This is a genomic window from Glycomyces sp. NPDC021274, assembly GCF_040641195.1.
Lineage (GTDB): Bacteria > Actinomycetota > Actinomycetes > Mycobacteriales > Micromonosporaceae > Glycomyces.
On record NZ_JBFADC010000013.1, the window covers coordinates 24,042 to 49,399 of the forward strand.

A 25,358-nucleotide genomic window follows, 5' to 3' on the forward strand; every position below is an offset into this window, starting at 1 on the left:
GGGGCCGTTGTCGCGGCTGCGGCTGGAGTTGCGGGCCGGGTCGGCCGGTGGCGATGCCCGGTTCGCGGTGTCCTCGCGGGGTAGCGGTTCGGCCGGGCAGTGCCGTCGAGACGTGGCATGGCGATGGCCGGTCGGAGGCGGTTGGTCGTCGCAGCGATCGGTCCGCAGTCGCAGTGGCTTTCGCTGCGCCAGTCCTTGGGCATGGCCGTGTCTCTCATGGTCGTCTCACCTCCGCTCGTCATGTCGTAGCCCCGATCCTGCGAAGCGCCCACGCGCTGCGCCTCGCTTGGCGTGCTGGCCTCGGCCAGTTCACGCCATCCTGCCGGGGAGGGGCCTATGGCCCTCCGTGCCTTCGGGGGTGTGGTCGCCCCGGTGGCGGTTCGCCTCCTGGTGCTTGTCCTTGCCTGGGTGTCCGTCCTGGAGGCATGGCCTCGTGTGCGCATGGTGGCGCCGGGACGGGTGTGGTGGGGTCGCCATGGAACGCGTCGGCGCTGCCGGGGCCGGGTCCTTCATTGCCCGGTCGGGCAGGTACCGCGCACGCTGGCGGGTCTTGCTGGGGTTGAAGACGTCTCCGTGTGAGGCGCTTCCATCTGGTGAGGGTGATCCGGACCAGGGATCGTCCACCCAGTCACGGCCCATCGGGGGCGCGGACAGCTGCGGGCGATAGCACGAGGATGAGACCAGCACCCCGCTGACGGGGGTTCGGGTCTCGGCATACGCTGGTTTGCCGGATCGGCCAGAGGCTTGTCGTAGTCTGCTTGCACCTACTCGACACCTGTACGTATTCCATTTCCCTGTACGTACCTCAAGTATCCCCGAAGCGACCCCCGACCGTCATCACCCACACGCGTACAAGACCCTCACATTCCACCCCGGACAGCCTGCGCCGCAACGCAAAAGACGACCACGGTCACCGCCCGCCCAGGACCGTCCCCGAACCTGACCCGAGCCCCGCCACCCCACCCGAACCATCCCCCACAGCTCCGTCGCCGCCCGCCTGAACCGCAAGCCGCAAGAGCCCGAAAGGCCGCCGGGTCCTGGGGGCCCCGGCGGCCGGTGCGGATTGAGCTTCGATTCGGCCTTCCGACTAGCGGCCCTCGCCGTTCGCCTAGCGGCGTCCGCGGGCCTGGGCGAGGTCGAGGCCGCTGTCCTCGGCCACGTCCTCCCATTCGAGGTACTTGAAGTTGGTGCTGGACTCGTCGCTGCCTTCGGGCGTGTTGTCGCCGTCCTGGACGACCAGGAGGCCGCCGTCGAAGCCGGGGAGGCTGACGTTCACGACGTCCGCGCCGTCGCTGTGCTGGGTCGAGTCGACGTCGCCGTCACCGATCGCGAAGGAGCCGAGGTAGCGGTTCCCGTCGGTGAGGGAGTAGACGGCGAACGTGTCGTCGCCCTGGCTGGAGGCGAGCAGGTAGCCCTTGCCGCGGCCGGTGTAGTAGATGGTGAGGCCCTCGATGTCGGTGCGGAGCACGTCGCCGCCGAAGCCGGGGTTCTCGCCGTACTCGCATTCGTCGGTCTCGGCGTTGTAAGCGCCGGGGAGGCCGAATTCGACGGCGGTGTCGACGAGCTCGGGCTCACCGGTGAGGTCGGCGCTGATCTTCCAGATGCCGACGAGTTCCTGGCCCAGGTAGGCGGTGCCGGTGGCCTTGTCGACGACCATGCCCTCGACCTGCGCGTACTCGCCGGGGTCGTCGCAGGTGGTCCAGGTCGAACCGTCCGGCATCGTGAACTCGGCGGGGAGGGCGAGGGTGCGGATCTTCTCCCAGCCCACGGTGTCGCCGTTCGCGACGAGCTTGAGCAGGGCCACTTCGGTCTCGGAGTTGCGGCTCACGAGGGCGTAAGCGCCCGTGGAGTCCTGCCAGGTGGTGAGGCCGTACGCGGTGTGCTCGTCGTTGATCTCGGCCTGCGACTCGCTGAAGATCCAGCCCGTGTCGGGGTCGGTGACCTCTTCCAGCTCGCCGTCCTCGATGACGAAGATCCCGAGGTCGTCCATGCCGCGGTCGGAGGCGACGGCGAGGTCGACGCGCTCGCCGTCGAGCTGGAAGCCGCGCACGAGGTCCACGTTGTTGTAGCGGCCGGGCGCGTCGTCCTCGCCGGGGGCGGGCTTGGGCGCGATGTGCTGGACCTCCTCGCCTTCGAGGTCGTAGACGTAGAGGCCGGCCTCTTTCGCGGTGGTGATGACCAGGCTGTCCTCGGGGTCGTCCTGGTCCACCCAGATCGCGGGGTCGTCGGCGTCGGCGTCGTCGTCGGCCCAGAGCGCGGGGGTCTCGAGCTCGGCCGTCAGTTCGTCGTCCGACCGATGGGGGTGGGCCTGCGCCGAGGCGGCGCACGCGAGCAGGGCGGCCGTGCCGAAGGCGGTGAGGGAGATGAGTCGGGAAAGCAAGGAGTCTCCTCGAATCGGTTGAGTTGTCGATTCGATGTTCGGGCCTCCCCATGAATCCCGGGTGAACGCCGCTCGACCCGCCGGGCGAATTCCCCGCTCCGGCGGGCCGTCGTATCTCGCCTACGTCACGTCCGGGTTCGGGTCCGCCACAGGAGCCAGATGAAGTAGGGCGTGCCGATGAGGGCGCATACCAGGCCCGCGGGGATCTGTGCGGGGGCGATCACGGTGCGGCCCAAGGTGTCCGAGAGGCTCACCAGCAGGACGCCGATGAGGATCGAGACCGGCAGGACGCGGGTGTGCCTGCTGCCCACCAGGGCCCGCGCCAGGTGCGGGGCGACCAGGCCCACGAAGCCGATCACGCCGACGACCGCCACGGCGGCCGCGGTGAGGACCGCGGCGGCTCCCAGCAGGAGCAGCCGGGTGCGTTCGAGGCGGACGCCGAGCACGCGCGGCGTGTCGTCGTCGAGCGCGAGGAGGTCGATCTCCTTGCGGTGCGCGATGATCAGCGGCAGCACGACCACGAGGGCGGCGGCGAGCGGGATCAACCGGTCGGCCGTGCGCCCGTACGTGGTGCCCGAGAGCCAGGTCATCGCCTTCGGGATGTTCCACGGGTCCGAGGCCAGGATGACGAGCGTGATCGCGGCCATGCCGAACGACCACACGCCGATGCCGATGAGCACGAGCCGCGACGTGTCGAGCCCGCCCCGCCACGCGAGGGCGTAGACGAGCGCGAAAGCGCCGAGACCGCCTACGGCCGCAACGCCGGTGACGGTCCAGGCTCCGGCCGCGGGCACCCACGTGATGAGGGCGACCGCGCCGACGCCCGCCCCGGCGGTGACGCCGAGGAGCCCGGGTTCGGCGAGCGGGTTGCGCAGGATGCCCTGCGTGACCGCCCCGGCGCACGCGAGCGCCGCACCGGCGAGGATCGCGGCGAGGACGCGCGGATACCGCTGGTCGATGATCCACGTGTAAGAGTCGCCGGTCTTTCCTGCCACCCAGTTGACGAGGTCGCCGCCGAGGAGCATCGTGTCCCCGGCGAGCATCCCGCCGATCAGGGCGGCCACCGCGGCGGCCGCGAGCCCGATCCAGATGAGGGTGAAACCGAGGCGGCTGCGGCCGGCCGCGCCGTGCAGGATCGCGGGCCGGTCCTCGGCCGCGCCGCTCGCGACCGAGCGTGCGAGCCAGACCATGACGATGGCGCCGAGGAGCGTGGTCGCCACGCCCACGGGCACTTCGATGCTCTTCTCGGCGCCGAGGACCGCCCGCACGGCGAGGTCGGCGGCGACGATGACGAGCGCACCGCACAAGGCGCTGAACGGGATCAGGACGCGGTGCGCGAGCAGCACCGGCACCCGCACGGCGATCTGGCGCGCGATCACGGGGGCAGCGAGGCCCACGAAGCCGATCGGGCCCGCCACCGTGACCGCGCACGCGGCGAGCAGCAGCGAGCACACGACGGCGATGAGGCGGACGCGGCGCACGTGGACGCCGAGGCTCGAGGCGGTGTCGTCGCCCAGGCGCAGCAGGTCCAGGCGCGGCGCGGCGATGACCGCCACGGCGACCGCGATGAGCACGAGCGGCGCGGCCTGCGCGATGGTGCCGAATCCGGCCAGGTTGAGATTGCCCGAGCCCCAGGCGAACAGGCCGGTCGTCTCCTCCTGGAACAGGAGCACCAGAAGAGTGACCATGGAGTTCGCGGCCATCGCGGTCGCGGACCCGGCGAGGATCAGGCGGGTCGTCGCGGACTCGCCGCCGCCCGCCGAGAGCGCGAGCACCAGACCCGCCGTCAGCAGCGCGCCGGTGAACGCCACGCCGATCCCCGAGAGCAGCGGCAGGGTGAGCCCGAAGGCCGCCACGGCGGTCACGGCCAGGTGCGCGCCCGCGTTCACCGCGAGCGTGTCAGGGCTCGCGAGGGGGTTGCGCGCCACCGACTGCAGCAGCACGCCGGAAGCGCCGAGCGCGATCCCGGTGAGCACCGCGCCCGTGAGCCGGGGCAGGCGCGCGCCTTCGAGGACGTTCCAGACGGCCGGATCGGCACTGCCGGTGAGCAGCCGCAGCAGGTCCCCGCCGTCCACAGCGGACGTTCCCTGGGTGAGATGGAGGGCCGCCAGCGCGAGGAGCGCCCCGACCGCGGCGGTGAAGACCGCCGCGGTGGGGAGGAGGCGCGGGCCCGCTGGGCCCGCGACCTCGGGTCGCACCGGTGGACTTACGGTGCTCAACTCGCGTAGACCTCGGCGAAGTAGTCGAGGACGGCGCCCGAGGAGCGGGGGCCGCCGAAGGTCCAGACGCTGTGCGGCAGTTCGTACATGCTGCCGTCCTTGACGAACTTCAGGCCGTCCCAGATCGGGTTGCCGACGAGCTTCTCGTTGAAGATGTTGTCGTTGTACGAGTTGTTGTAGATGAACTTCAGGTCGGTGTCGGTGTACTGGGCCATGCCCTCGACGTCGGTGCCGCCGAGGCCCCAGGCCGCGTCGGTCTCGCCGGTCCAGGCGTTCTCCAGGCCCACGGCGGTGCCGAGGGAGCCGACGAGCGAGCCGGGCCCGAAGGGGCGGATGGAGATCGCGTCGCCTTCGACCCAGCCGTCGGCGTACAGGTAGGGGACGTCGCCGGTGCCGGCGGCCTCGATGGCGGTCGTGGTCGCCTCGATCTTGCCCTCGAACTCGGTCCAGAGCGCTTCGGCCTCAGCGGTCGTGCCGGTGAGCTCGGCGATCATGTCGACGTCGCGCTTCATGCGGGCGAGGTTGTCGGCGGCGTTGGAGCCCTCGACGACCAGGACGGGGGCGAACTCCTCGATCTGCTTGATGATCGCCTCGTCGTCGGGCTCCATGATGACCAGGTCCGGGCTCAGCCCGGCGATGGCGTCGACGGACGGCTCCTGGCGGGTGCCGACGTCGACGACCGTGTCGTCCATGGGCTCGGCGGCGCCCACCCAGGTGTTGTACCCCTCGAGGTCGGCCGCGCCGACGGGCATGACGCCGAGGCTCGCGGCGATCTCGGTCTCGGCCCATTCGAGCGTCACGACCTTCGCCGCGGGCGCGTCGAGTTCGACGGTGCGGTCGAGGAAGTCGGTGACCGAGACGGGGCCGGACTCGGCGGTCGTCGCGTCGTCGCCGGCGCCTTCCTCGGTGGTGCCGCACGCGGAGGCGGCGAGGAGCGCGGCGGCGGCCAGTGCCGCGGGCACGGCGGAGCGCTTGAGGTGGGGGATTCGCATCGGGTTCCTTCTATTCGGTGGCTGTGCTCGCGAACCTGCGGCTGTGCCGGCCGATGGGCCGGGCCGTGAGCAGGCCGGTAGCGGGGTCGGCGTCGACGCGGATGTCGATGCCGTATGCGGCGGTGAGGTTCTCGGCGGTGAGGACCTCTGGTGGGGTGCCGGCGGCCTTGACGCGGCCGTCGTGGAGGAGGACCACGTGGTCGGCGACCGCGGCGGCCTGGTCGAGGTCGTGCAGGACGATGCCGACGGCCGTGCCGTGCTCGTCGGCGAGGTCGCGCACGAGGTCGAGGATCTCGACCTGGTAGCGCAGGTCGAGGTGGTTGGTGGGCTCGTCGAGGAGGAGCACGGCGGTGTCCTGGGCGAGGCAGGAGGCGAACCAGACGCGCTGGCGTTCGCCGCCGGAGAGCGCTTCGACGCCCTTCTCGGCCATGCCGGCGACGCCGCAGATCTCCATGGCGCGCTGGATCATCGCGGGGCCCTCTGCGTCGCCTTGGCGCCAGCGGCCGCGGTGGGGGTGGCGGCCGTAGCCGACGACGTCGACGACGCGGATGCCGCCGGGGACGGGCCGGGACTGGGCGAGGAGGGAGACGCGCCGGGCGAAGTCCTTGGGGCTCAAGGTGGCCGCGTCGGTGCCGTCGGTGAACTCGACGCCGCCGGCCTCGGCCTTGTGGAGGCGGGCGAGGGAGCGCAGGAGGGTGGACTTGCCGGACCCGTTGGGGCCCAGGAGGGCCGTGACCTGGCCGCCGCGGAGGGTGATGTCGGCGTCGTGGACGACGGTGTCGCCGTAGTAGGCGAGGCGGAGGGCGCGCCCGTTCAAGCCGGGGTCAGTGGGGCCGTCTGGCATGTAGGCAAGGCTAACCTATCCCGCGCTAGTGCGCATCTCGGCAGGTCAGCTGTGTGTTGGGACTCGAATCGGCGTTCGTTATGCGCGATGAGTCCCATTCGCGCCCAAACGATCCTCGTCAAGTGAGGAATCGGATACCACGCGTAAGAGTGAATTCCGGCGCGGCGCTCTGGACTTGGCAGTGCCGGGTGGGGTCGACTGGTCCTAGGCGTCACCCGGCCGATGCACCCCGTGTCGGCTCGGCGCGCCAGAGAGGACCAACATGACACCGAATGCGAAGGTGGGGCCTTCGAGTGTCGTCATCGACGAGATCTGGACCGTCGAGCGAGTCAAATCGCTCGGCGTGATGACGAATGTCGAGACGGCCGCGCAGATCCTCGGGATCGGCAGGACGGTCGCGTACCGGCTGGCGAAGGACGGACAGTTCCCCGTCCAGGTCCTTCGGATCGGCCACAGCTACCGGGTCCCGGTCCTGCGGCTGCTCGAACTGCTCGGCGCACCCGACCCGATGCTCGAGAGGGAACGGGTCGAGCGGATCCTGATCGACTAGCGAACGCGCGACGGCGGCGCCGCCCCGGGGGAGGGGTGCGGCGCCGCCGTCAGCGGTCACTACCGCTTCTTGCGCTTGTCCTTGTGCTGAAAGTGGACGAACAGTCGACCGAAGTTCTTCGAGTCCTTGTCCACCCGGTGGTACAGGGCCTTGATCTCCTTCTGGTCGAGGAACCTGAGCACCTTCTTCTTCAACTGCCCCGAGCCCTTGCCGGGGATGATCTCCACGAGGTCGATCTTCTTCGCGACCGCCTCGTCGATCACCTCCCGCAGCGCCTTCTCGATCTGGTCGCCCTTGTTGAAGATGTCGTGCAGGTCCAGCACCAGTTTCGCCATGTTCGAACCTTAAGCGCCGGTGCGCGGGATGTCCGGCTCGATGTAGATGATCGTCGCCTTCGGCACGGCCGCGCGGATGCGCGCCTCGGCCGCGTCGATCTGCGAGGCGACCTGCTCGCCGGTCGCGGACTCGCCGATGCCGACCTTCGCGGCCACCAGCAGCTCGTCCGGGCCCACGTGGAGGGTCTTGAGGTGGATGAGTGTGTCGCCCTCGCCGTCGTTGATCGCGGTCTTGATCGCGTCGATGTCCTCCAGCGTCGCCGACTCGCCGATGAGCATCGAGCGGATCTCGATGGCGAGGACGACCGCGATGAGCACGAGCAGCACGCCGATGCTGAAGGTCCCCAGCGCGTCGAAGAGGATGTCGCCCGTGATCCACGAGAGGCTCACGCCGATCAGGGCCAGGATGAGGCCGACGAGCGCGCCGATGTCCTCCAGGAGGATCACGGGCAGCTCGGGCGAGCGGGAGCCCTTGATGAACTGCGTCCACGTCTGCTTGCCGCGCACGGCGTTCGACTCGATGACCGCCGTCCGCAGCGAGAACGACTCCAGGACGATCGCCACGAGCAGCACGATGACCGCGACCTGCGGCCACTCCAGCTCGGCGCCGTGGCCGCGTTCGTGCCATTTGTGGTAGCCCTCGTACAGGGCGTACACGCCGCCGATGGAGAACAGCACGATCGAGACGATGAACGCGTAGATGTAGCGTTCGCGCCCGTATCCGAAGGGGTGGGCCGGGCTCGCGGCCTTGCGCGAGGCCTTGCCGCCGATGAGGAGCAGGACCTGGTTGGACGCGTCGGCCACGGAGTGGACGCCTTCGGCCAGCATCGACGCCGAACCTGTGATCCCCGCCGCAACGAATTTGCTGATCGCGATCCCGGTGTTCGCCACTAGGGCCGCGACGATCGCCTTGGTGCCGCCTTCTGCTGACATCTGCTCGTCTTTCCTTCCGTAGGGGTGCGAGATACGCAGCATGGAGTCTGTCATGGCCTCGCCACACCCGGATCGACGAGGCCGCGGCTTCCCGGCAGGCGCGCGGGCCGCCGGTGCGACGAAGTTCACCATTCCGAAACACCCGCAACGGCGCTACCCTTGGGATCAGGCGACGCCTCAGGAGTACATCGTGCTGCTGGTCAGGGCAAACGCTCGTACACCGCCAAGGGCGTGCTTCCTGCAGCACTCCCGGCCGAACGCCTCTCCGCGAGGCCCGCAGCCCCTGTACGAGTCGAGCCCGTGTCACCGAGCGCGGACCGAGTGGTGGACCGGTTCCGGCGAATGAGTCCCAGGACTCTGACCCGAACCGAACCGCGAAAGGCCGCCACCGTGACCACCCTTGACGATCGCCCCACTTCCACGCTGCCGACTGCTGCCGTCGCCGCGCCCGAGCGCGCCACGCTCAAGCAGTGGCTCGCCGTCGCCGCCGTCGCCCTCGGCGTCTTCGTCGTCATGACCTCCGAGGTCCTCCCGGTCGGCCTGCTCACCCCGATCGGCACCGAACTCGGCGTCTCCGCCGGCACGGCCGGCCTCATGGTCACCGTCCCCGGCCTCGTCGCCGCCGTCGCCGCACCCCTGAGCATCGTCTTCACCCGCCGCCTCGACCGCCGCCTCGTGCTCATCGGCCTGGCCGTGCTCGTCGCCGCCGCGAACGTCGGCGCCGCGCTGGCCTCCGGCTTCGAACTGCTCCTCGCGGCCCGCGTCCTCGTGGGCCTCTCGATCGGCGCGTTCTGGGCCGTCGCGGGCGGCATCGCCCTCCGCCTCGTCCCCAAGCGCGACGTGCCCCGCGCGACCGCCGCCGTCTACGGCGGCATCGGCGCGGCCACCGTGCTCGGCGTCCCGGCCGGCACCCTCATCGGCGACCACTTCGGCTGGCGCGCCGCCATGTGGGCCCTCGCCGCGCTCGCGATCGTCGCCATGACCGCGATCGCGCTGCTCGTGCCGAAGCTCCCGTCGAACACCACGGTCTCGTTCGCGTCGCTCCCGAAGCTGGTGCGCGCCAACAAGGGCGTGCGCATCGGCCTGGCCCTGACCTTCTTCATCGTCACGGGCCACTTCATCGCCTACACGTTCATCAGCCCGATCCTCCAGGCCAACGGCATCGCCGCCGGCCAGGTCAGCGCCCTGCTCCTCGCCTTCGGCGCGGCGGCCCTCATCGCCACCGTCGCCTCCGGCTCGCTCATCGGCTCCCGCCTGCGCGGCACCCTCGCGGCGCTCGGCGTCGCGATGGCGCTCGGCATGGCGCTCATGGCGTTCGCGGTCGGCGACCTGTTCTCCGCCACCGCGGTCCTCGTGCTCTGGGGCATCGGCTACGGCCTGGTCTCGCCGGTCCTCCAGACCTGGTACATGAACTCGGTCGAGCCGGGCGAGGTCGAGATCGCGACCTCCCTGAACACGGTCATGTTCAACCTGTCGATCGCGGTCGGCTCCTTCGCGGGCGGCTATGTCGTCGACGCGACCGCCCCCGGCGGCGTCCTCTGGATCGGCGCGCTCCTGCTCATCCCGGTCGTCCTGATCGCCTTCAAGGCCCGCAAGCGAGTCCGCGCCTAGGACGGCCCCCGCCGCCGGCGCGGACATGGCAACCTGGAGACACCACGGCTTCACCGCCGCAACGGAACTCCGGCGCCCGCGACCACGCCCACCGGCCATCGCCGCAACTCGGGTTCCCTGACACCCCAGGAGCACCCGCAGCACGCATGGCACCCACCGACCGCCTCTGGAGCAGCGACGAGCGCGTCGTCCGGATCAGCACTGTCAAACGGACCGACGGCGCGCTGCGGCGCCACAGCCTCACGGGCTACCTCGTCGCCGACGAGCTCGTCCTCACCTGCGCCCACGACGTGGCGGACGCCGAGTCCCGCGAGGTCTGCCGTCCCGAAGCCGACCCCGTTCCGGCCGAACTGCTCTGGCCCGGGCCCGAAGAAGCGTCCGTCGACCTCGACCTGGTCGACGTCGCCCTCCTCCGCGCGCCCGGCCTGAAGGCCCCCAAAGGCCGTGTGGTCTGGGGCGAGTACACCGACTACGTGGGCGCCAAAGCCGCCCGCTGCATCGGCTTCCCCCGCGCCGAACGCGAGAAGGGCGGCCACCACGCCGCCCTCATCGACGGCGGCTTCGTGCCCGGCCAGGGCTCGGGCAAGGGCCGCATGCAGTTCGACGTCCATGCCCCCGACGCGGTCGATCAGCGGCTCTGGGCCGGCCTCTCAGGCGCGATGATCCTCGACCGGCAGGCGCTCCTCGGCGTCCTCGCTGAACGGTCCGGAACGCGCAAGCGCCGCTTCAACGCCGTCCCGGCCTCCGTGATCCTCGAGCAGGACCGGCTCCGCCGGCTCCTCGGCGACCCGGAACTGCTGCCGCTCTCGGACCCGCACCCGCTCGTGCGCAGTCCCTTCGAGCCGCTCGGGGAAGCGACCGAGTTCAAGCTCATCACCGCCCGGTACGGCCAGGTGCCGTTCGTGCAGGAGAGCCACGGGGACGCCCTCGCCACCCTCGCCGCCTGGTGCCTCGAGGACCAGCCCGAGACCGCCGCGGGCTGCGACGTGGCGCTGCGGCTGGTGACCGGACCGGCCGGCGCGGGCAAGACCCGCCTCGCGGCCGAACTCTGCCGCCGCGTCGCCGAAGAGGATCCGACCTGGCGTGCGGGCTTCGCCCTCGACGACCCGAACGCGCCGTGGGGGTCGCACCTGCCGCAGACGCCGCTGCTCGCCGTGTTCGACTACGTCGAGCGCTCGGCCGTCACCGCGAAGGTCATCGACTTCCTCAAACACCTTGAGCGCCTTGGCGAGCGCCTGCGGTTCCCCGTCCGGGTCCTGCTCATCTCGCGCGCCGCCGGCGGCTGGTACGACCAGCTCAGCGACCAGGGCGGCACGCTGCTGCAGCAGCGCCTCAGAGCCGAGACCTCGCCCCGGATCGAGCTCCGGCGCGGCGACTTCGGGCCCGGGCAGCGGGCCGCGCACTTCCGCAGCGCCTACGCGCGCTTCACCGCCGAACTCGACGACCCGGCCGACCCCGAGCGGTTCGGCGACCTCGTCGAGGGCGAGCAGTACGACTCCCCGCTCCTCGTCCACATCGCCGCACTCCTCGCCGCCAAAGGGGAGACCCTCCCCTCGCCCGACCGCAGCGGCCTGCGCGACCGCCTCCTCGGGTTCCTCCTGCAGCGCGAACGCGACCGCCGCTGGGCAGCCGAACCAGCCCTCTCCACCACGAACGTCGGTGCGGCCGAAAGCGACCAGGCCCTCCACGCGGTCGCGATCATGACCCTGACCGGACCGACGGTCCCTGAGGCCGCCGAATTCCTCAAGGCCTCCGACCTCTGGATCGACCAGTCGAACGCGGCCCGGCGGGAGGCGGCCAAGGCCCTCGCCCGCCTCTACCCGGCCGAGGACGGCCGCACCGCGCCGATCGAGCCCGACCTCGTGTCCGAGCACCTCGTCGCCGCCATCGAGGACCTCCCAGCGGTCACGGCCTCACTTCACAAGATGCCCTTGGGCACCGACCACTTCGCGCGGATGCTCCACCTGCTGACGCTCACGCACGACCATTACCCGGACGCCGTCGCCGCCGTGAAGGAGATGCTCGTCCACGCCTTGACCCGGATCGTCGGCGGCGAGGACCAGACCCTCTCGATCGCCGAGGTTCTGGACCAGAGCCTCCCGCGCCTCCTCGAGATCGCCGTCAAGCAGGTCGAGCGCGGCGAAGACGCTGAAGTCGCCAACCTGCTCTCCAGCGCCCTGAAGCAGGTGTCGGACCTCGAGCGCATCGCCGAGGTCGTCGCCGACACCGACCTCGCCGGCCACGACGACGCGCGGCTCTCCGAACTCGGCCAGACCCTCTACGACATCAAGGTCCGCCACTGCCGCGAGCGCGGCGACACCGCGGGCCTCGTGTCCGCGCTGGAAGGCTCCGCGCGGGCGCTCCTCATGAAGGTACGCACCGTCGACGCGTCCGTCTTCCTCACCGAGGCGCTGCGATTGCGGGTGCAGCACGGGTGGTTCGCGAACAGCGAATGGGCCTTCGAGGCCGTGCAGCACGTGCAGGTGCTGCTCAAGGAGGAGGGCCTGTTCGACGAGTCGGTGAGCATGGCCGAGGTCGCCCTCGATACGCTGCTCGCCGCCGGCGTGGACCAGCGCGAGGCGTACGAGCCAGGACTGTCCACACTCGAGAGTGCGGTCCGGAAGGCGAGGCGGGAGTACCGGCTCGATGAGGCGCTGCGGCGGCTGGACTACACGGTGTCCCTGCGCCGCAAGCTTGGCTCGGAGGATCGCGCGGACTTCCTTCCCGCGATCGGCGAGTACGAGAAGATCGCGGGGAGCGGCCGAGGGGAGTTCCGGTTCGAGTCGCTGCGGGCTTCAATGGAGGCACTGCGACTGCGGCGCCGCATCTGGGATACCGATGGGGCTGCCTACATGCGGAACCTCTACCGGATCGACCAGGTCTTCGCGGCGAACAAGCGCGTCGAACCCGACCTGGTGCTGGAAGTGGCGCAGCTGTTGGAATGGCTCGCCGGCGAGGACCCCGGTTTCCGGACCGAGGCCGCCGAGGAACTGGAGGTGTGCGGCGCCCGCCTCTGGTGGATCGGGAGAGCGGATGAGGCGCTGTCCGTGCTGGAGAAGGCGGTCCAGATGCGGCGGGGCGGCGCGGCCACCGGCATCGAGCACGAGGTCGGCCTCGGGCGGTCGCTTGTCGAGTACGGTCTGGCGCTATGGCTGAAGGGCGAGAAGTCCTTGGCGCTCCCGATCCTCGAAAAGGCGGACGCTGAGATGCGCACCGCGGCGCAATTGGTCCCGGAGCTGTGGGTCGAGACGGTGTACGCCATCGAGTACTACGCTGCAGCCCTTTGGGAATCGGGCAGGCAACAGCTCGCGATCCGGCTCATGGCGGAGGCGGAGTCGATCGAACGCGACCGTGAGCGTTTCAAGCAGGCGAAGCAGCCGTCCCTGGGCGATTCGCGGAGCGGGTGTTTCGGCGCGGACCGCCTTAGTGCCGTCCAGGCCGGCATGGAACCGGCTTTGAAGGTCCAACTCCTGCGAATGGTCGCGGAGGAGAGCCCCTCCGCGTATAGCACCCTCGCGAACACGCTCGAGGAACTCGGTCAAAAGCACGCCGTCGCGGGCGAGCTCGAACTCGTGCTCGAGGCCGTGTCCGAGGCTGCGGAGATCCGGCGGAAACTGGCCGATGCTTCCCTGAAGGTGCACGGCCCCAAGCTCTTGGAGAGCCTGGCGTCGATGGTCTCGACCCTCCGCGCGTTGAAGCGGAACGACGAAGCCGCGCTGGTCTACGACGAGATCACGGACCTCAGCCTCAAGCTGAGGCAGCACGGGTTTGACCCCGGTCCCCTGCCCAACGGCACCTGGCGGACTCCGAGGAACAGCAGAGGATCCTCTTGAGCTTCTAGACTCAACGGATGGAACCGATTCCCCTCAGTGCCGCCGTCGCCGAGATCCGCCGTGAGCTCAAGATCGCCATGCTGACCGCGGATGACCAAGTGGCCCTTGAAGTCTCTGAGATCGAACTCGAGTTGACCCTGGAGATCGGACGGACCCGGACCGGAGGTGCGGGCGTCGCGGTCCTCGGGCTCGCCGACGCCAAGACCGACACCACCCGCACCGGCTCGCAGCTCCACCGCATCCGGCTCACCCTGCTCCCCAAGACCAACGGCGCGAGCGGCGACCCGGTCTCCCTTCGACTGTCCGATGCGGACGTCGTCGACGAGGACTGACCTCAGCGCCGCGCGAGCCGCCGGTCGGCCCACAAGGCCACCAGCGCGAGCGCGAAGGCCACGGCCAGGACCACCGCGATGTTGAGCAGCGATCTGGGGTAGCCGAGCTCGGCCACGTCGAGGAATGGGTACGGGTACCAGCCGGTGAGCGCGCCGTGCGCGAGCGTGTAGGCGATCCAGGCGACCGGCCAGAGGAACGCGCGCCCGATGACCTGGCGATCCACCCAGCCGCGCGGTCCCACCAGGATCCAACCGAGCACGGCCGCGATCGGCGAGACGACGTGCAGGCCCGCGTTCACCGCGGCGGCCACGCCTTCGGGGTCGATCAGCGGCGCGAGCACGATCGCGAACACCAGGCCGGTGACCGCGATGCCCAGCAGCGCATCAAGGTGCAGCACCCGCAGTAGCGGGCCGTCGCGGCCGGGCCGGAGCATCAGCAGCAGCGAGACCGCGAGCACGAGCACGTTGCTCTGGATCGTGAAGTAGCTGGCGAGGCGCACGAGCCGCACGGCGAGGCCGGCGGGGGCCGCTTCGCTCGCGTTGACGTCGGTCCCGCCCTGCACGACCAGCAACGTCTGGGCGACCAGCGACGCCAGCGCGACCGCGAACAGCGCCGCGTACCAGAGCCGGCGCGCCCGCAGCCGCGTCGCGCTCTCGCGGACCTCGATCTCCACGGCCATGCCGCCTCCTTCTCGCAACGACTGTCGCCTGACGGTACGTCCCGGGAGGCGCGTAGCGGGGGAGGCGGGCGGATCGGGCGGGCGCGGGCTCGCACTGGAACGCCGGACGGCCGTTCGCGGGGAGCGATCGGCAGAGGCGGATCAGGCGGGCACGGGCTCGCACTGGAACGCGGGACGGCCGTCCGCGGGGAGCGATCGGCAGAGGCGGATCAGGCCGGCACGGGCTCGCGGTCGAACGCGGGCACCGCCGGGTCGCATGCCGGGGCCTGCTTGCGGAAGCGCCCCGGGGGCTGGCCGAAGTCGCGTTTGAACGCGGCCGCGAACGCGAACTCGGAGGCGTACCCGACCTGCCGGGCCACGGCCGCCAGCGGCGCGTCCGTGTCCGCGAGGAGCCGCGCGGCCAGCGTCAGCCGCCAGAACGTCAAGTACGCCAGTGGCGGCTGGCCCACCAGCTCGGTGAACCGCCGCGAGAACGCCGACCGCGAGAGTCCGGCGACCTCCCCGAGCGAGCTCACCGACCACTGCCGGGACGGTTCGGCGTGGATCGCCTGCAGCGCCGCGCCGACCGAGCGGTCCGCGAGGGCCGCCGCCCACCCGTCGAAGCCGCAATGGCGCGTGTTGCCCTCAAGCAGCGCCCGCAGCAGGTACATCAGGACCGCGTCGAGCAGCGCCGACACGAGCGTGTCGCCGCCGCCGCGTTCGGCGCGCAGCTCGCCTTCGAGCATCCTGATCGCGCCCGCGAGTTCGGGCCGCGCCACCGGGTCGGCGGGGATGCGGGTGAAGTCGGGCAGCCCGGCGAGCAGCGGGTGGCCGCGGCCGGGCGCCATCGCGTAGGCGAGGCAGACCATGACGTGCGTGGCAGCGGGGTCGTCGGCGGTGCGGAGGATGAGCTCCGAGGGGCCGGCGCCGTCGCAGGCGGGACCGGTGGGCGTGCTGAGCGAGTCGGACACGATCGTGTGGGAGCTGCCGCGGGGGACCACGAGCACGTCGCCCTCCTCGACCTCGATGACCCGGCCGTCGGCGGTGGTCACGAAGGCGTTGCCGCGCACCATGATCTGGACGCCGAACCCGTTCGCGTGGCTCCGGCGCTGATCGGAGAACGGCGCCGCGAGCGAGAACCGGGCGGCGAAGGGCCGGCCGGTCCGCAGCACGGCCATGACGTCGCTGAGCACATCCATGCGGCAACCCTAGCCAGCGCGGCCCGCTGGCGGCGGGCCTGAGGACGATCGCGTATGAACCGAGGACGCTCGCTGATGGGCGCTCCCGACTCCCGGCCATACCTTCGAAGGCGTTCCCCCGAACCCGAAACCCAAGGCAGTGGAGTCAACAAATGTCCAAAACAGACGAACGCGTCGCAATACAGGCCCCGGTCTGGCGCATCCGCCTGCTCGCCCTCGGCGCCACGATGGTCGCCACCCTGATCGCCTGGGGCGTAGCGAACCTCGCCGGCGTCGAGCTGACCGCGAGCCAGCCCGGTCAGGACCCGGTGCCGATCGCCGCATGGAACGTCGCCGTCTCGGTCGTGCTCTTCGGCGGCGCGGGCTGGCTCGCTCGCGCGATCCTCGACCGCTTCGCCAGGAAACGCGCGGTCCTGGTCTGGCGCATCGGCGCCGGCGTCGTCTTCGCCCTCGAGTGCTTCCCGGTGGTCTTCACCGAGGCGACCGTCGGCACGAAGGTCTTCCTGGCGATCCTCCACGTGATCGTGGCCGCGATCCTCATCCCCGTCCTCGGCCGGCGCCTGCCCGAATCGTGATGCGGGGCAGCGCGAACGCCTCAGGCACTCGCGGGAGGCGTTCGCGCTGCGGGTCAGGTGACCGCGTGCAGGTCCTTGTCCGGGTCGCGGCGGGTGATGCAGTACTCGAGGCCGCCGGGGTCGCGCATGACCTGCCACCAGTGGTGGCGCCGCACCTCCGCGGCCCCGAGGCCGACGTGCCGCTCGGTCTCGGCGTCGATGTCGCTGCAGGCCAGGTCCATGTGCGCGGTCGCGTTCTGCCCGCGCTCGGCGAGGTCCAAGCGCTGCAAGAGGAACTGGAGCGGGAGCCCCGGCGGCGGCAGGAGCCGCCGGAACTCCCGAGTATCGGTGGTGGTCTGGCGCCAGCCCGTGAAGGTCTGCCAGAACGCCAGCTCGTGGTCGAACGCCTGCGGCGGAATGTCGATGCACAGCTGGTCGACCCGGCTGCGCTGCCCGCCGGGCCAGTCCAGCGGCTGCGGCACCGCCGCCTCGCCGTGGTACCCGACGAGGCAGAATGCGAAGCCCCCGGGGGAGTGCAGCACCACCAGGCCCGGTTCGCCGTGGACGACTTTCGCGCCGAGCCCGATCGCCCGCTCCGCCTCGACTTCGATGTCGTCCACGTGCAGGTCGAGGTGGCTGCCGCCCGTCCCCTCGCCGACGCGCTGCACCCGCAGGCACGGGTCGCCCGCCTTCGGCAGGAGAGTCGCGAACGCCCCTCCGGGCCCCCGCCGCTCCGAGAGCGCCGAGTCGGTCACCTTGAGCCAGAACGCGATACCGCTCTCGAAGCCCTCAGCCGGATAGTCCCAGAACGCGGTGGTCCATCGAATCGCCATCCCCGCAGTCTAGAGACCGCGAGCACCGCTCACGCCTGTTTCCGGCGATCCGGGACACCGCAGCCGAAACGCGCTTTCCTTGCAGCCCAAAGGCTGCTAGACATCGACGATGACCGAAACGCAGCCGCTCACGTACGACGACGTCGTCCGCCTCGCCGAAGCCGACCCCGCCGTGGTGGGGCTGTTCCTCATCGGGTCGAAGTCCATGGAGGGCTTGGCGACCGAGCACTCGGACCACGACCTGTTCGTCATCACCGCCGAAGGCGCCGCGACCGGGCTCGAGCGCCACCACGGCCTGCGCTCGACCGCCCTCGACCTGAACGTCGTGCCCGTGAACGAGCTCCTTGGCGACGTGCTCCCCGAGTACACGCGCTACGCCCTCGCCCGCAGCCGCGTCGTCCTCGACCGCACCGGAGGCCGGCTCACCGCGTTCCTCGAAGGCAAGCGGCGCCTCGACCCGCAGCAGGCCTTCGACCACGCCGCCGAAGTCCTCGACGCCTACGCGAACTCGCTGTTCCGTTCGGTGAAGAACCAGCGCGACGGTCGCGTCCTCGCGGGGCACCTCGACGCCGCCGACAGCATCGGCTACCTCCTCGAGCTGCTGTTCACCCTGGACCGGCGCCCGCGCCCGTACAACAAGTGCCTGGAGTGGGAGCTGGAGCACCACCCGCTGCCCGGCTGGGACACCGCCGCGCTGCTGGGCACGCTGCGCCGCATCGTCGCCACCGCCGACACCGACGTGCAGCGGGCGCTCTTCGCCGAAGTGGAGCCCAAGGCCCGCAAGGCGGGACACGACAAGACCCTCGACGACTGGGGCGACGACCTGCACATCATGCGCCCCCGCCGCTGAACGCGCGAGGGCCGTCGCTGCGATGTTCGCGGCGGCGGCCCTCATCGTTGTGGCGGCTCGGTGGTTCAGGAGACCCCGGTGCGCTCGTAGATGAAGAAGTCGGAGATCGACCCGTCCGTATCCTCTCGGGACCAGGGATGCGGGTTCTCGATGCGCTCGCGCAGCCGCCACTCGGGGAAGTGCTTCGCGACATCGCGGAGCACCGGGTGGTTGCGCATGTGGGGAGCGAACTCCCCGGTCAGCTCGGGGTCATCGGCGTCGCTCGTGTAGAGGGCGACGTAGCGGCGGGCGGCACCGAAGACGTGCTCGAGGTGCCGCTGGTAGACCTCGTCCTCCGTGAGGTGGAAGATGACGTCGAGCGAGAGGGCCAGGTCGGCGGTGATGATCCCGGCGCGGTCGCTGTAGCGAATGGGGTCGTAGAGCGCGAAGCTCTTCGAGGCGTCCTCCGCGAACCTGGCCATGGTCCGGCTCAGCTGCGTGGGGGACACGTCGAAGCCCAGATAGCGGGGGTACTCGGCGAGCGAGAGCTGTTCGCCGTCGCCGCAACCGAACTCGATGACCGAGTCGATGCCCTGCGACGCCACGAACCGATTCAACACCTCCGCCTTGAACTGGGCGTGCTCGCCACGCGACCCCGCGCCCGAGTTCCCGCCCTTGGCGTAGCGGCGCTCCCAGTACGCGGCCGATCCGGGAAGGCTCGGCTTCTCTTCGCTGCCCATCACTCGGCCGCCGTGAGGAGTGCTCTGAAGTCGGGCGCGCCGAGATCGAAGATCGGCGAGTCATGGCCCAGCTTCGAGTCCCGCACCTGGAACCCGCCGGATTGGGGGCGGGCCTCGACGCAGTTACTGTCATCGCCGCTGCCACTGCGGGTGCTCTTGCGCCAGGTCACGCGGCACTCGACGCAGCTGCTGTCGTCGCCGCTGCCGCTCCGAGAGCTCTTGCGCCAGTTAGTGAACCCAGTCATCCAGGCGACCTCCGATTCGCGATCCAAACGACCACATGCCTTTGACTCCGCCATGGTACAGCTCGATTTTCTCTGTCTCCTCGATGTGTCGGCTCTGATCCATGGCCTCGACATAGACGAATGGCGGCGGCGCATCCTTCATTCCGCCAGGCAGGTAGATTTCGAATGCGTGCTCGACGCCCGGATGCAGACCATCAAGGAGTCGGATTTCGCACCCGGCTTTCTGATCGAGTTCGAGCAGGTGGTTCCATGCCTTGGCTCCCCACTCCCAGCCGATCAGTGGGTGCAGCGCATTGGTGCTGATCAGATACTTCATTGCAGGGGCGGGCCTGCGGCTGAAGATTCGGAGATGACGGCGCTTCTTTCGCTGCCAGTTCGCAGCGAGGCGCGGAGTCTTGTCCGGCTGCAGTTCCATGTGGTACTGCTCGAGTTGGAGTGGCCCTGGGATGTACCAGGGATCGAACTTCCAGAACTCGCCGGATGTCGCCTCGGCGCGTTCGACGATGAAGATGTTGCGCTCATCGAGGTCTGACACGATCCTGCCGTGGTCCATCTGGCTGATGACATGGATCAGGAACTCGGTCCGCTTCTCGGTCGCTCCGCAGACCTCGGCGAACTTCGCGGCCATCGCGAGCTTCGGCCGGGTCTCTCCGGTCAGGTAGTTCCCGATGGTCCGCACACTCACGCCGAGCTTGGCACCGATCTGTCCGTAGGTGAGCCCAGATTCGCTATACAACGCTTGGAGCTCCGCAGGAACGTACCAGTCGGCAAGGTGTGAGAGCGGCATTCAAGCCTCCCGGAGTTCGTCGGTGGAAACGCACTGTGATCAGACGGTACCCTCGCGCAAATGTTCGACGCAATGCGGCGTCCGATAAGGAAAGGTTTGGGCTGCAAAACTTTCCGGTCGATTCTTTCCACGTGCTGTTGCGGGGCAGGTAGTGCCACCTCGTGGTTCTTCTGAGAACACGTACCCGTTGCCTACATTCGATACATCGGGAAGCTCATTGCGGCTTCCGAATCTGTCGGGAATGTGACAGCTCGAAGTGGAGGTAAGGCATTGGCGACTCAGCAGCAGAACAATGCGGGACCGGGTAAGGGCCTGGAGCGGGGGGAGTTCCGGCCTCGGTGCGGTTCTGCGATGGTTAGGACCGCGAGCCCGGTCGGCCCTGCCGATCCCTCCTCCAAGCGTCACGGCCTGCGCTCCGACGGCGGTTCAAGCACGCACGGCTACTTGGGCGACTTCGCCCGGGAGCCCGCGTTGTTCACGGTCTATCGGATCGCGCCCGACCAGAGCTGCTACCCGAACGTGCCCGGCTACTACCTGATCGACGTGGACGACGGCGTGGGCGCTCGCGAATGCTGCCGCTTCACCGACGAGCCCGATGACGTCCCGGAGTGGAACGGCGCCTGGCGCGGTGACCCCTGGTGTCCGGCGATCATGAAGCAGGCCAGGGCCCTGATCGCCAAGGCCGCCAACAGATAGCAACCGCCGCAGCCCCGCGGCACCACAGCTGCTCCGCGTGCCGGTCAACCCCGGGAACGGCCCGCGGAGCTCTCAAAGGCCGGTCGACTCAGGTGGGAGTCGACCGGCCGCACCTCACTCCAGGATGCGTTCGAGGGTGGCGGCCTGGCGCCGGTGGCCGATCGTCTCGTAGCCGACGATGACGACCAGCGGCGAGCAGGCCGCGATCGCGATGCCCATACCCACGGTGGCCCCCGCCGCGACTGCGACGGCCGAGGCGGCCAGGGCGAGCATCGCGCCCACGAACAGGACCACGTGGAACGGGTCGAGATCGCGCAGGAGGATCGAGTAGAGCGTGAACAGCGCGGTCATGAAGATCGCGACGGGGACGATGAGCGTCAGGATCGCGGCGGTCGCGCTGATGTGCGCGACATGCTCGATGACGGTGGCCGCCACGTGCAGGCCCGCGCCGGACGCGACGAGCGAGCCGAAGATGATCAGGTGCCCGTAGCCCCAGACGAATCCGCGCTCGCGGTGCTGGGCGAGCACCTCGGCCGAGGGCATCAGGAAGTACACCCACCACAGCCCGAACGCGAGCGCGGTGCCGCCGAACGCGACGAGCACGGCCTCCTCCGACCAGCCCTGCTCCTCGATCACGGCCGAGACGGCGAGGATCGTGCCGAGCACGATCTCGCCGAGCGTGATGATGACCAGCAGGCCGTAGCGTTCGGCGATGTGGTGCGGGTGCCACGGGCTGCGGCCGCCGCGCCGTTCGGCGACGATCGGGATGAGGATCTCGAAGAGGCCGAGGGCGACCACGACCGCCGCGGTGACCTCCAGCGGCGGGTTGGTGAAGATCTGGACGACCCAGCCGACCTGGGCGAGCCCCATGAGGAAGGCGTAGGTCAGGGCGTTGCGGCGCTGCTCGGGGTCGTGGCGGGCGACGCGCAGCCACAGGGCGATCGCGGCCACGCGCATGACGACGTATCCGGCGACGACCACGCTGTTGTCGACGTGCGCGCCTTCGTCGATCGAGAGGAACATCTGCGGCAGGCCGAGGGCGAGGATGAGCACGCCGAGCATCTGGACCATGGTGGCGACGCGGAAGAACACGTCGTCGTTGTCGAACGCCGACGCCTGCCACGAGTAGTTGATCCACGCCCAGCAGATCGCGAACACCGAGAACCCGAACGCGCCGATGGCGGGCCCGTAGTGCCCGAGTTCGAGCAGGTGCGCCATCTGCGCGCCGGCCTGGCTGAACGCCACGACCAGGGTGAGGTCGAAGAGCAGTTCGAGCGGCGTCGCGCTGCGGTGCGGCTCTTCGGGGTCGCGGCCCGTCATGCGGCGGAAGCGGTGGTGCTCCGTACCGTGCGCCATGGTCGACATGCGCAACATCCTCCCATCGGTCGGGGTTCCGGCACAGGCGGCCACCGGGATCGGGCGCGGTGACGCGAGTGGACGCGCGGTGAACCGGGGATCGGAGTGTCCACAGATAACCCGTCCTGAGAGTTTTCCCAGGTTAGAGCGAACGGATTCTGGCTATGTTGAGCAGATGAACGAGATGGGGGCCGCGGGGAACGCGGTGTACGGCAGGCGCCGGATCCGGGTGCCGCTGGCCGTGGTGGGGGTGCTGCTGGTGCTGCTCGCCGCTGAGGCCGTGTTCGCGAGGTCGCAGCCCGACGGGGTGGGGGTCGCCCCCGACACGGTGATCGGGTTCGGGCCCGACCAGCGCGCGTCGGTGCAGGTGGGCGAGGACTGGGTGCTCGACAGCGCGTCCAGTGACGTCAATTCGCGCCTCGTGCTCGTGCGGGGCGACGTGGAGGTGGAACTGTCCAGTGTGACCTTCCCTGCGGCGGCCTCACCGGACGCGATGTGGGAGGGCATGGACCGGCTCCTGGACATCGAACGCCGCCAAGGCGTCACGGCGCGCCTCGGCGACCCGGCCGAGTACGAGAACGCCGCGGGCGTCGCCGGGATGCAGGGGGACCTCCAGATCGGGGACCGGTCCGGGCAGGCGTACATACTGCCCGACGCGAACGGCGACACCGCCGTGGAAGCGCAGGTGCTCGCCCCGGCCGGCACCGGCGACCGCGAGATGGCGGACGCCGCCGCGCTCATCGACTCGATCGCGTTCGAGGAGGCGTCATGACCGTCTACGCCCATACCGCGGTGCCGCGTCCGGTCAAGGTGAGCGTCCGGACCACGGGGTTCTGGATCATGCTCGCGGTGTCCGCCTTCGGACTGTGGGTGCTGCAGCACGACTTCCTGCCGGTCGTGGCGGCGTTCCCGGGCAGCACGGCCATCGACCTGCTCGTGCTCGGGATGAGCCTGGCCGTCGCCCTGTGGCTGGCGCGGCGGTTCCTGCGCCCGGTGCAGGCCCCGCCGTGGTCGGGGACCTGGCTGGCGCTCATGTGGGGCGCGTTCGGCGCGTGCGGGCTCGCACTGGTCATGAACGGCGTGTTGATGTCGGCCTGGTCGAAGGCCCTGGGGCTGGAGGCGTCAGGGGAGTGGGCGGCGGCGCTGACCGCGCCGGTCAACGAGGAGGCGGTGAAGACCGCGGGCGTGGTGCTGCTGGCGTGCGTCTCGACGCGGCTCGTGCGCAGCGCCGCGGACGGCTTCGTGTACGGCGCGCTCATCGGATTCGGCTTCCAGCTGATGGAGAACTTCACGTACGGGCTCAACGCGATCGCCATGGCGGGCGGGGTCGACCCGGTCGGGGCGACCGGGCAGGTGCTGTGGGTTCGCATCCTGCTCACCGGCATCGGATCGCATTGGGCGATGAGCGCGGTCGCGGGGGCCGGCATCGGGTACCTCGTGAGCGCGTCCGGCCGGACGGCCGCCCGGCGCGCCTGGGTCGCCGCGGGCTGCCTGGCGCTGGCCATGGGCATGCACTGGCTGTTCAACAGTCCGCTGTTCAGCGGCGGGATCGCCGGGGTGGTGGCGAAGCCGCTGGTGAACTTCGGCATCCTCGTGGTCGTGTACATCGTGGTGCGCCGCGGCTTCCGGGCCCGATTCGCCGCGGTCGCCGCCGAGGAGGTGGCGCTCGGGAGCCTGGTGCCGGTCGAGGTCGCGAGCCTGTCGCGGCGGCGCGCGCGGCGCCGGTACCTGCGCAGTTTCGGCGCCGTGCGAGTCGCGCAGGAGCGCTTGCAGCAGTTGCAGTTGGACCTGCTCGAGGAGCGCGTTCCGGAGCTGCGCGACCCGGCTGCGGCCGAGCCCTGGCGGGACGCGGTCGCGGCGGCGCGGGAGGGCACGCTCGTGGACCGGCCGGTGCCGGTGCCTTAGGAGGCGGCGGCGGCCAGCGCCGATCCGGTTGCGGGCGAACGCTACCGGTGGAAGACGACCTCGGCCGAATCCAGGTTCACCGACCCCGGGCACAGGAACGAACCGCCGACCTTCCCCGCGCCGATCGGCCCGCCGCGGTACTCCCGGCCGGTGCCCTCCCGCTCGAGCGTCACCCTGGAGGCCTTGTACGTGCAGGTCACGCCGAACTTCGTGGCGGCGATGCGGACGTCCTCGGCGGTCGCCGTGCCCGCCGCGTCGTCGAAGGCGAACGCGATGTCGCTCTTGAACGCGAACCAGGTGGTGCCGCTGCAGTCGAAGTCGATCCGGTCGGCGTCGACCGCGACTGAGGCCGGCGGTGCGGCGTCCACCTCGACGCGCTCGGCGGTGCAGCGGCTGTCGCCTTCCACCAGAACGAGGTGCGCATAATTTTGCGACGACGCGGTGGAGGTGGCGGCGGATGCGGTGGTGCAGAGCAGGAACGCCGCGGCGGCGGCGAGCGTTGCAGGGCGGCGGTGCGGCACGGGTCCGGGCCTTTCTCGCGCGCGGCCAAGAGTCCATGGCCGCGTTCCGGATCGAACAATCCGGACGCTAGCCGAGACCGATCCTGTTTGTGATGCTTTCGCCTGTTTCGGTGGTGTATGCAGTGTCGGGTCCCCGATACTTTCGTATCGCCCGCGGCTCGGCGCGAACGTCTTCGGTATCGAATGCGGAGCCGCGGCTCATCCCTTGGGCTCGATCTCGCGCCAGCGTTTGCGCAGGTCAACAGGCGCGAAATACAGTGAAGTCGTTCGCATCCGACCGAAAGGCGACCGCATGTCCACCGATAACGCCCGTGTCGGCGAGACCACCACCGTGGCCGAGGCCCCCTGGGTCGGCCCGGCCTTCCTCATCGGCCTCCCGCTCGCCGGCGCCGCGCTCGGATGGGGGCTCACCTTCATCGTCGAATGGATCGTCGGGCTCAGGTGGTTCCCCTTCCAGGGCCTGTTCGAGCTGTTCACCGAGTTGTCCGAGACGCTCCGGCTCGTCGTCGCCCTCGCCGTCGGCCTCCTCCTCGGCATCGTGCTCGCCCTCTTCGCCGTCCACGAGATGCTGAAGATCAGCGTCGGCCGCGACCGGATCGCCCTCAAACGCGGCGACTACGACCGCGAGCTCGACCGCGCGGACGTCAGCGGCGTCTTCGTGCAGGACAAGCGCGTCGTCGTGCTCGGCCACCGCCGCCAGGAACTCGCCAACGTCGAATTCGACCTCGACCGCGACAAGCTCGCCTCCGCCCTCCGCAAGCACGGCTACGCCTGGCTCCCCGGCGGCGACCCGTACGCCGCCGAGTTCAAACGCTGGGTCCCCGGCGCCGAAGGCCTCCCCAAGGGCGCGAACGCCGTGCTCAAGGCCCGGCAGCAGGCCCTCGAGAAGTCCAACGGCGGCGACCTCGCCGAACTCCTCGACGAACTCGACACCCTCGGCGTCGTCGTGCACGACAAGGACAAGAAGCAGTACTGGCGCCTCGCCGACCCCGCCTGACCGATCCC

General features: G+C 70.2%; 24 protein-coding genes. 10 read left to right on the forward strand and 14 right to left on the reverse strand.

All coding sequences use genetic code 11. The annotated features are described in order from the left end of the window. Positions 1-1,108: 1,108 nt before the first annotated feature. From AB0I03_RS22620 to AB0I03_RS22635, 4 genes are all read right to left on the reverse strand, one after another. The gene (locus AB0I03_RS22620) at positions 1,109-2,380 is read right to left on the reverse strand and encodes a phytase (RefSeq protein ID WP_360415950.1); all 1,272 of its coding nucleotides are present in this window, start codon (positions 2,378-2,380) and stop codon (positions 1,109-1,111) included. A gap of 125 nt (positions 2,381-2,505) precedes the next feature. After that, a complete protein-coding gene (locus AB0I03_RS22625; protein ID WP_360415952.1) occupies positions 2,506-4,599 on the reverse strand; it encodes an iron ABC transporter permease in 2,094 nt (697 codons plus the stop codon). Then, the gene (locus tag AB0I03_RS22630) at positions 4,596-5,591 is read right to left on the reverse strand and encodes an iron-siderophore ABC transporter substrate-binding protein (protein WP_360415954.1); all 996 of its coding nucleotides are present in this window, start codon (positions 5,589-5,591) and stop codon (positions 4,596-4,598) included. The genes AB0I03_RS22625 and AB0I03_RS22630 overlap by 4 nt, the downstream gene beginning before the upstream one ends. Positions 5,592-5,601: 10 nt before the next feature. Then, positions 5,602-6,435, reverse strand: coding sequence for an ABC transporter ATP-binding protein (locus tag AB0I03_RS22635; protein ID WP_360415956.1), 834 nt, complete (start codon positions 6,433-6,435; stop codon positions 5,602-5,604). Positions 6,436-6,697: 262 nt separating this feature from the next. Here AB0I03_RS22635 and AB0I03_RS22640 point away from each other — a divergent pair, with 262 nt between their 5' ends. Continuing rightward, complete coding sequence (locus AB0I03_RS22640; protein WP_360415958.1) at positions 6,698-6,985, forward strand: helix-turn-helix domain-containing protein; 288 nt, start codon at positions 6,698-6,700, stop codon at positions 6,983-6,985. 59 nt (positions 6,986-7,044) lie between these two features. Here the strand turns inward: AB0I03_RS22640 and AB0I03_RS22645 are convergent, their stop codons facing one another. Then, entirely contained in the window at positions 7,045-7,320 is a 276-nt protein-coding gene (locus tag AB0I03_RS22645) for a Smr/MutS family protein (RefSeq protein ID WP_270118371.1), read from the reverse strand. A 9-nt stretch (positions 7,321-7,329) separates the two neighbouring features. After that, positions 7,330-8,253 carry a cation diffusion facilitator family transporter gene (locus tag AB0I03_RS22650; protein WP_360415960.1) on the reverse strand — a complete coding sequence of 308 codons (924 nt, stop codon included), beginning with the start codon at positions 8,251-8,253 and terminating at the stop codon, positions 7,330-7,332. A gap of 390 nt (positions 8,254-8,643) precedes the next feature. On the opposite strand from AB0I03_RS22650, the gene AB0I03_RS22655 reads away from it, so the two are divergent. From AB0I03_RS22655 to AB0I03_RS22665, 3 genes are all read left to right on the forward strand, one after another. Further along, the gene (locus tag AB0I03_RS22655; RefSeq protein ID WP_360415962.1) at positions 8,644-9,864 is read left to right on the forward strand and encodes an MFS transporter; all 1,221 of its coding nucleotides are present in this window, start codon (positions 8,644-8,646) and stop codon (positions 9,862-9,864) included. Positions 9,865-10,010: 146 nt separating this feature from the next. Further along, positions 10,011-13,697, forward strand: coding sequence for a serine protease (locus tag AB0I03_RS22660; RefSeq protein ID WP_360415964.1), 3,687 nt, complete (start codon positions 10,011-10,013; stop codon positions 13,695-13,697). Positions 13,698-13,714: 17 nt separating this feature from the next. Continuing rightward, positions 13,715-14,029, forward strand: coding sequence for a trypco2 family protein (locus tag AB0I03_RS22665; RefSeq protein WP_360415966.1), 315 nt, complete (start codon positions 13,715-13,717; stop codon positions 14,027-14,029). Between the two features lie 2 nt (positions 14,030-14,031). Here AB0I03_RS22665 and AB0I03_RS22670 read toward each other — a convergent pair whose 3' ends face one another. Together AB0I03_RS22670 and AB0I03_RS22675 are read right to left on the reverse strand one after the other, a co-directional pair. Beyond that, positions 14,032-14,709 carry a Pr6Pr family membrane protein gene (locus AB0I03_RS22670; RefSeq protein WP_360415968.1) on the reverse strand — a complete coding sequence of 226 codons (678 nt, stop codon included), beginning with the start codon at positions 14,707-14,709 and terminating at the stop codon, positions 14,032-14,034. Between the two features lie 209 nt (positions 14,710-14,918). Then, entirely contained in the window at positions 14,919-15,887 is a 969-nt protein-coding gene (locus AB0I03_RS22675) for an AraC family transcriptional regulator (protein WP_360415970.1), read from the reverse strand. Positions 15,888-16,039: 152 nt separating this feature from the next. On the opposite strand from AB0I03_RS22675, the gene AB0I03_RS22680 reads away from it, so the two are divergent. Then, positions 16,040-16,462, forward strand: a complete 423-nt coding sequence (locus AB0I03_RS22680) for a DUF6069 family protein (RefSeq protein WP_360415972.1) — start codon at positions 16,040-16,042, stop codon at positions 16,460-16,462. Between the two features lie 53 nt (positions 16,463-16,515). Here AB0I03_RS22680 and AB0I03_RS22685 read toward each other — a convergent pair whose 3' ends face one another. After that, the gene (locus AB0I03_RS22685; RefSeq protein WP_360415974.1) at positions 16,516-17,274 is read right to left on the reverse strand and encodes a VOC family protein; all 759 of its coding nucleotides are present in this window, start codon (positions 17,272-17,274) and stop codon (positions 16,516-16,518) included. A 109-nt stretch (positions 17,275-17,383) separates the two neighbouring features. Here AB0I03_RS22685 and AB0I03_RS22690 point away from each other — a divergent pair, with 109 nt between their 5' ends. Continuing rightward, positions 17,384-18,124: a hypothetical protein gene (locus tag AB0I03_RS22690; RefSeq protein WP_360415976.1), complete on the forward strand. Its 741-nt coding sequence runs from the start codon at positions 17,384-17,386 to the stop codon at positions 18,122-18,124. Positions 18,125-18,189: 65 nt separating this feature from the next. Here the strand turns inward: AB0I03_RS22690 and AB0I03_RS22695 are convergent, their stop codons facing one another. The 3 genes from AB0I03_RS22695 to AB0I03_RS22705 are packed head-to-tail and all read right to left on the reverse strand — an operon-like array spanning position 18,190 to position 19,875. After that, positions 18,190-18,843 carry a class I SAM-dependent methyltransferase gene (locus AB0I03_RS22695; protein ID WP_360415978.1) on the reverse strand — a complete coding sequence of 218 codons (654 nt, stop codon included), beginning with the start codon at positions 18,841-18,843 and terminating at the stop codon, positions 18,190-18,192. Further along, entirely contained in the window at positions 18,843-19,088 is a 246-nt protein-coding gene (locus AB0I03_RS22700; RefSeq protein ID WP_360415980.1) for a DUF397 domain-containing protein, read from the reverse strand. The genes AB0I03_RS22695 and AB0I03_RS22700 overlap by 1 nt, the downstream gene beginning before the upstream one ends. Further along, positions 19,072-19,875: a Scr1 family TA system antitoxin-like transcriptional regulator gene (locus tag AB0I03_RS22705; protein WP_360415982.1), complete on the reverse strand. Its 804-nt coding sequence runs from the start codon at positions 19,873-19,875 to the stop codon at positions 19,072-19,074. The genes AB0I03_RS22700 and AB0I03_RS22705 overlap by 17 nt, the downstream gene beginning before the upstream one ends. A 351-nt stretch (positions 19,876-20,226) precedes the next feature. On the opposite strand from AB0I03_RS22705, the gene AB0I03_RS22710 reads away from it, so the two are divergent. Further along, positions 20,227-20,571, forward strand: coding sequence for a hypothetical protein (locus AB0I03_RS22710; RefSeq protein ID WP_360415984.1), 345 nt, complete (start codon positions 20,227-20,229; stop codon positions 20,569-20,571). A gap of 114 nt (positions 20,572-20,685) precedes the next feature. Here the strand turns inward: AB0I03_RS22710 and AB0I03_RS22715 are convergent, their stop codons facing one another. Continuing rightward, entirely contained in the window at positions 20,686-21,936 is a 1,251-nt protein-coding gene (locus tag AB0I03_RS22715; RefSeq protein ID WP_360415986.1) for a low temperature requirement protein A, read from the reverse strand. Between the two features lie 166 nt (positions 21,937-22,102). Between AB0I03_RS22715 and AB0I03_RS22720 the strand changes: the two genes are divergently transcribed. Both AB0I03_RS22720 and AB0I03_RS22725 read left to right on the forward strand, forming a co-directional pair. Then, on the forward strand, positions 22,103-22,699 hold the full coding sequence (locus tag AB0I03_RS22720; RefSeq protein ID WP_360415988.1) for a hypothetical protein: 597 nt from the start codon (positions 22,103-22,105) through the stop codon (positions 22,697-22,699). Beyond that, entirely contained in the window at positions 22,696-23,832 is a 1,137-nt protein-coding gene (locus tag AB0I03_RS22725) for a PrsW family intramembrane metalloprotease (RefSeq protein WP_360415990.1), read from the forward strand. The genes AB0I03_RS22720 and AB0I03_RS22725 overlap by 4 nt, the downstream gene beginning before the upstream one ends. Before the next feature lie 41 nt (positions 23,833-23,873). On the opposite strand, the gene AB0I03_RS22730 is transcribed toward AB0I03_RS22725, so the two are convergent. After that, positions 23,874-24,353: a hypothetical protein gene (locus tag AB0I03_RS22730; protein WP_360415992.1), complete on the reverse strand. Its 480-nt coding sequence runs from the start codon at positions 24,351-24,353 to the stop codon at positions 23,874-23,876. Between the two features lie 292 nt (positions 24,354-24,645). Between AB0I03_RS22730 and AB0I03_RS22735 the strand changes: the two genes are divergently transcribed. Continuing rightward, a complete protein-coding gene (locus tag AB0I03_RS22735; protein ID WP_360415994.1) occupies positions 24,646-25,350 on the forward strand; it encodes a hypothetical protein in 705 nt (234 codons plus the stop codon). The last annotated feature ends 8 nt before the right edge of the window (positions 25,351-25,358 follow it).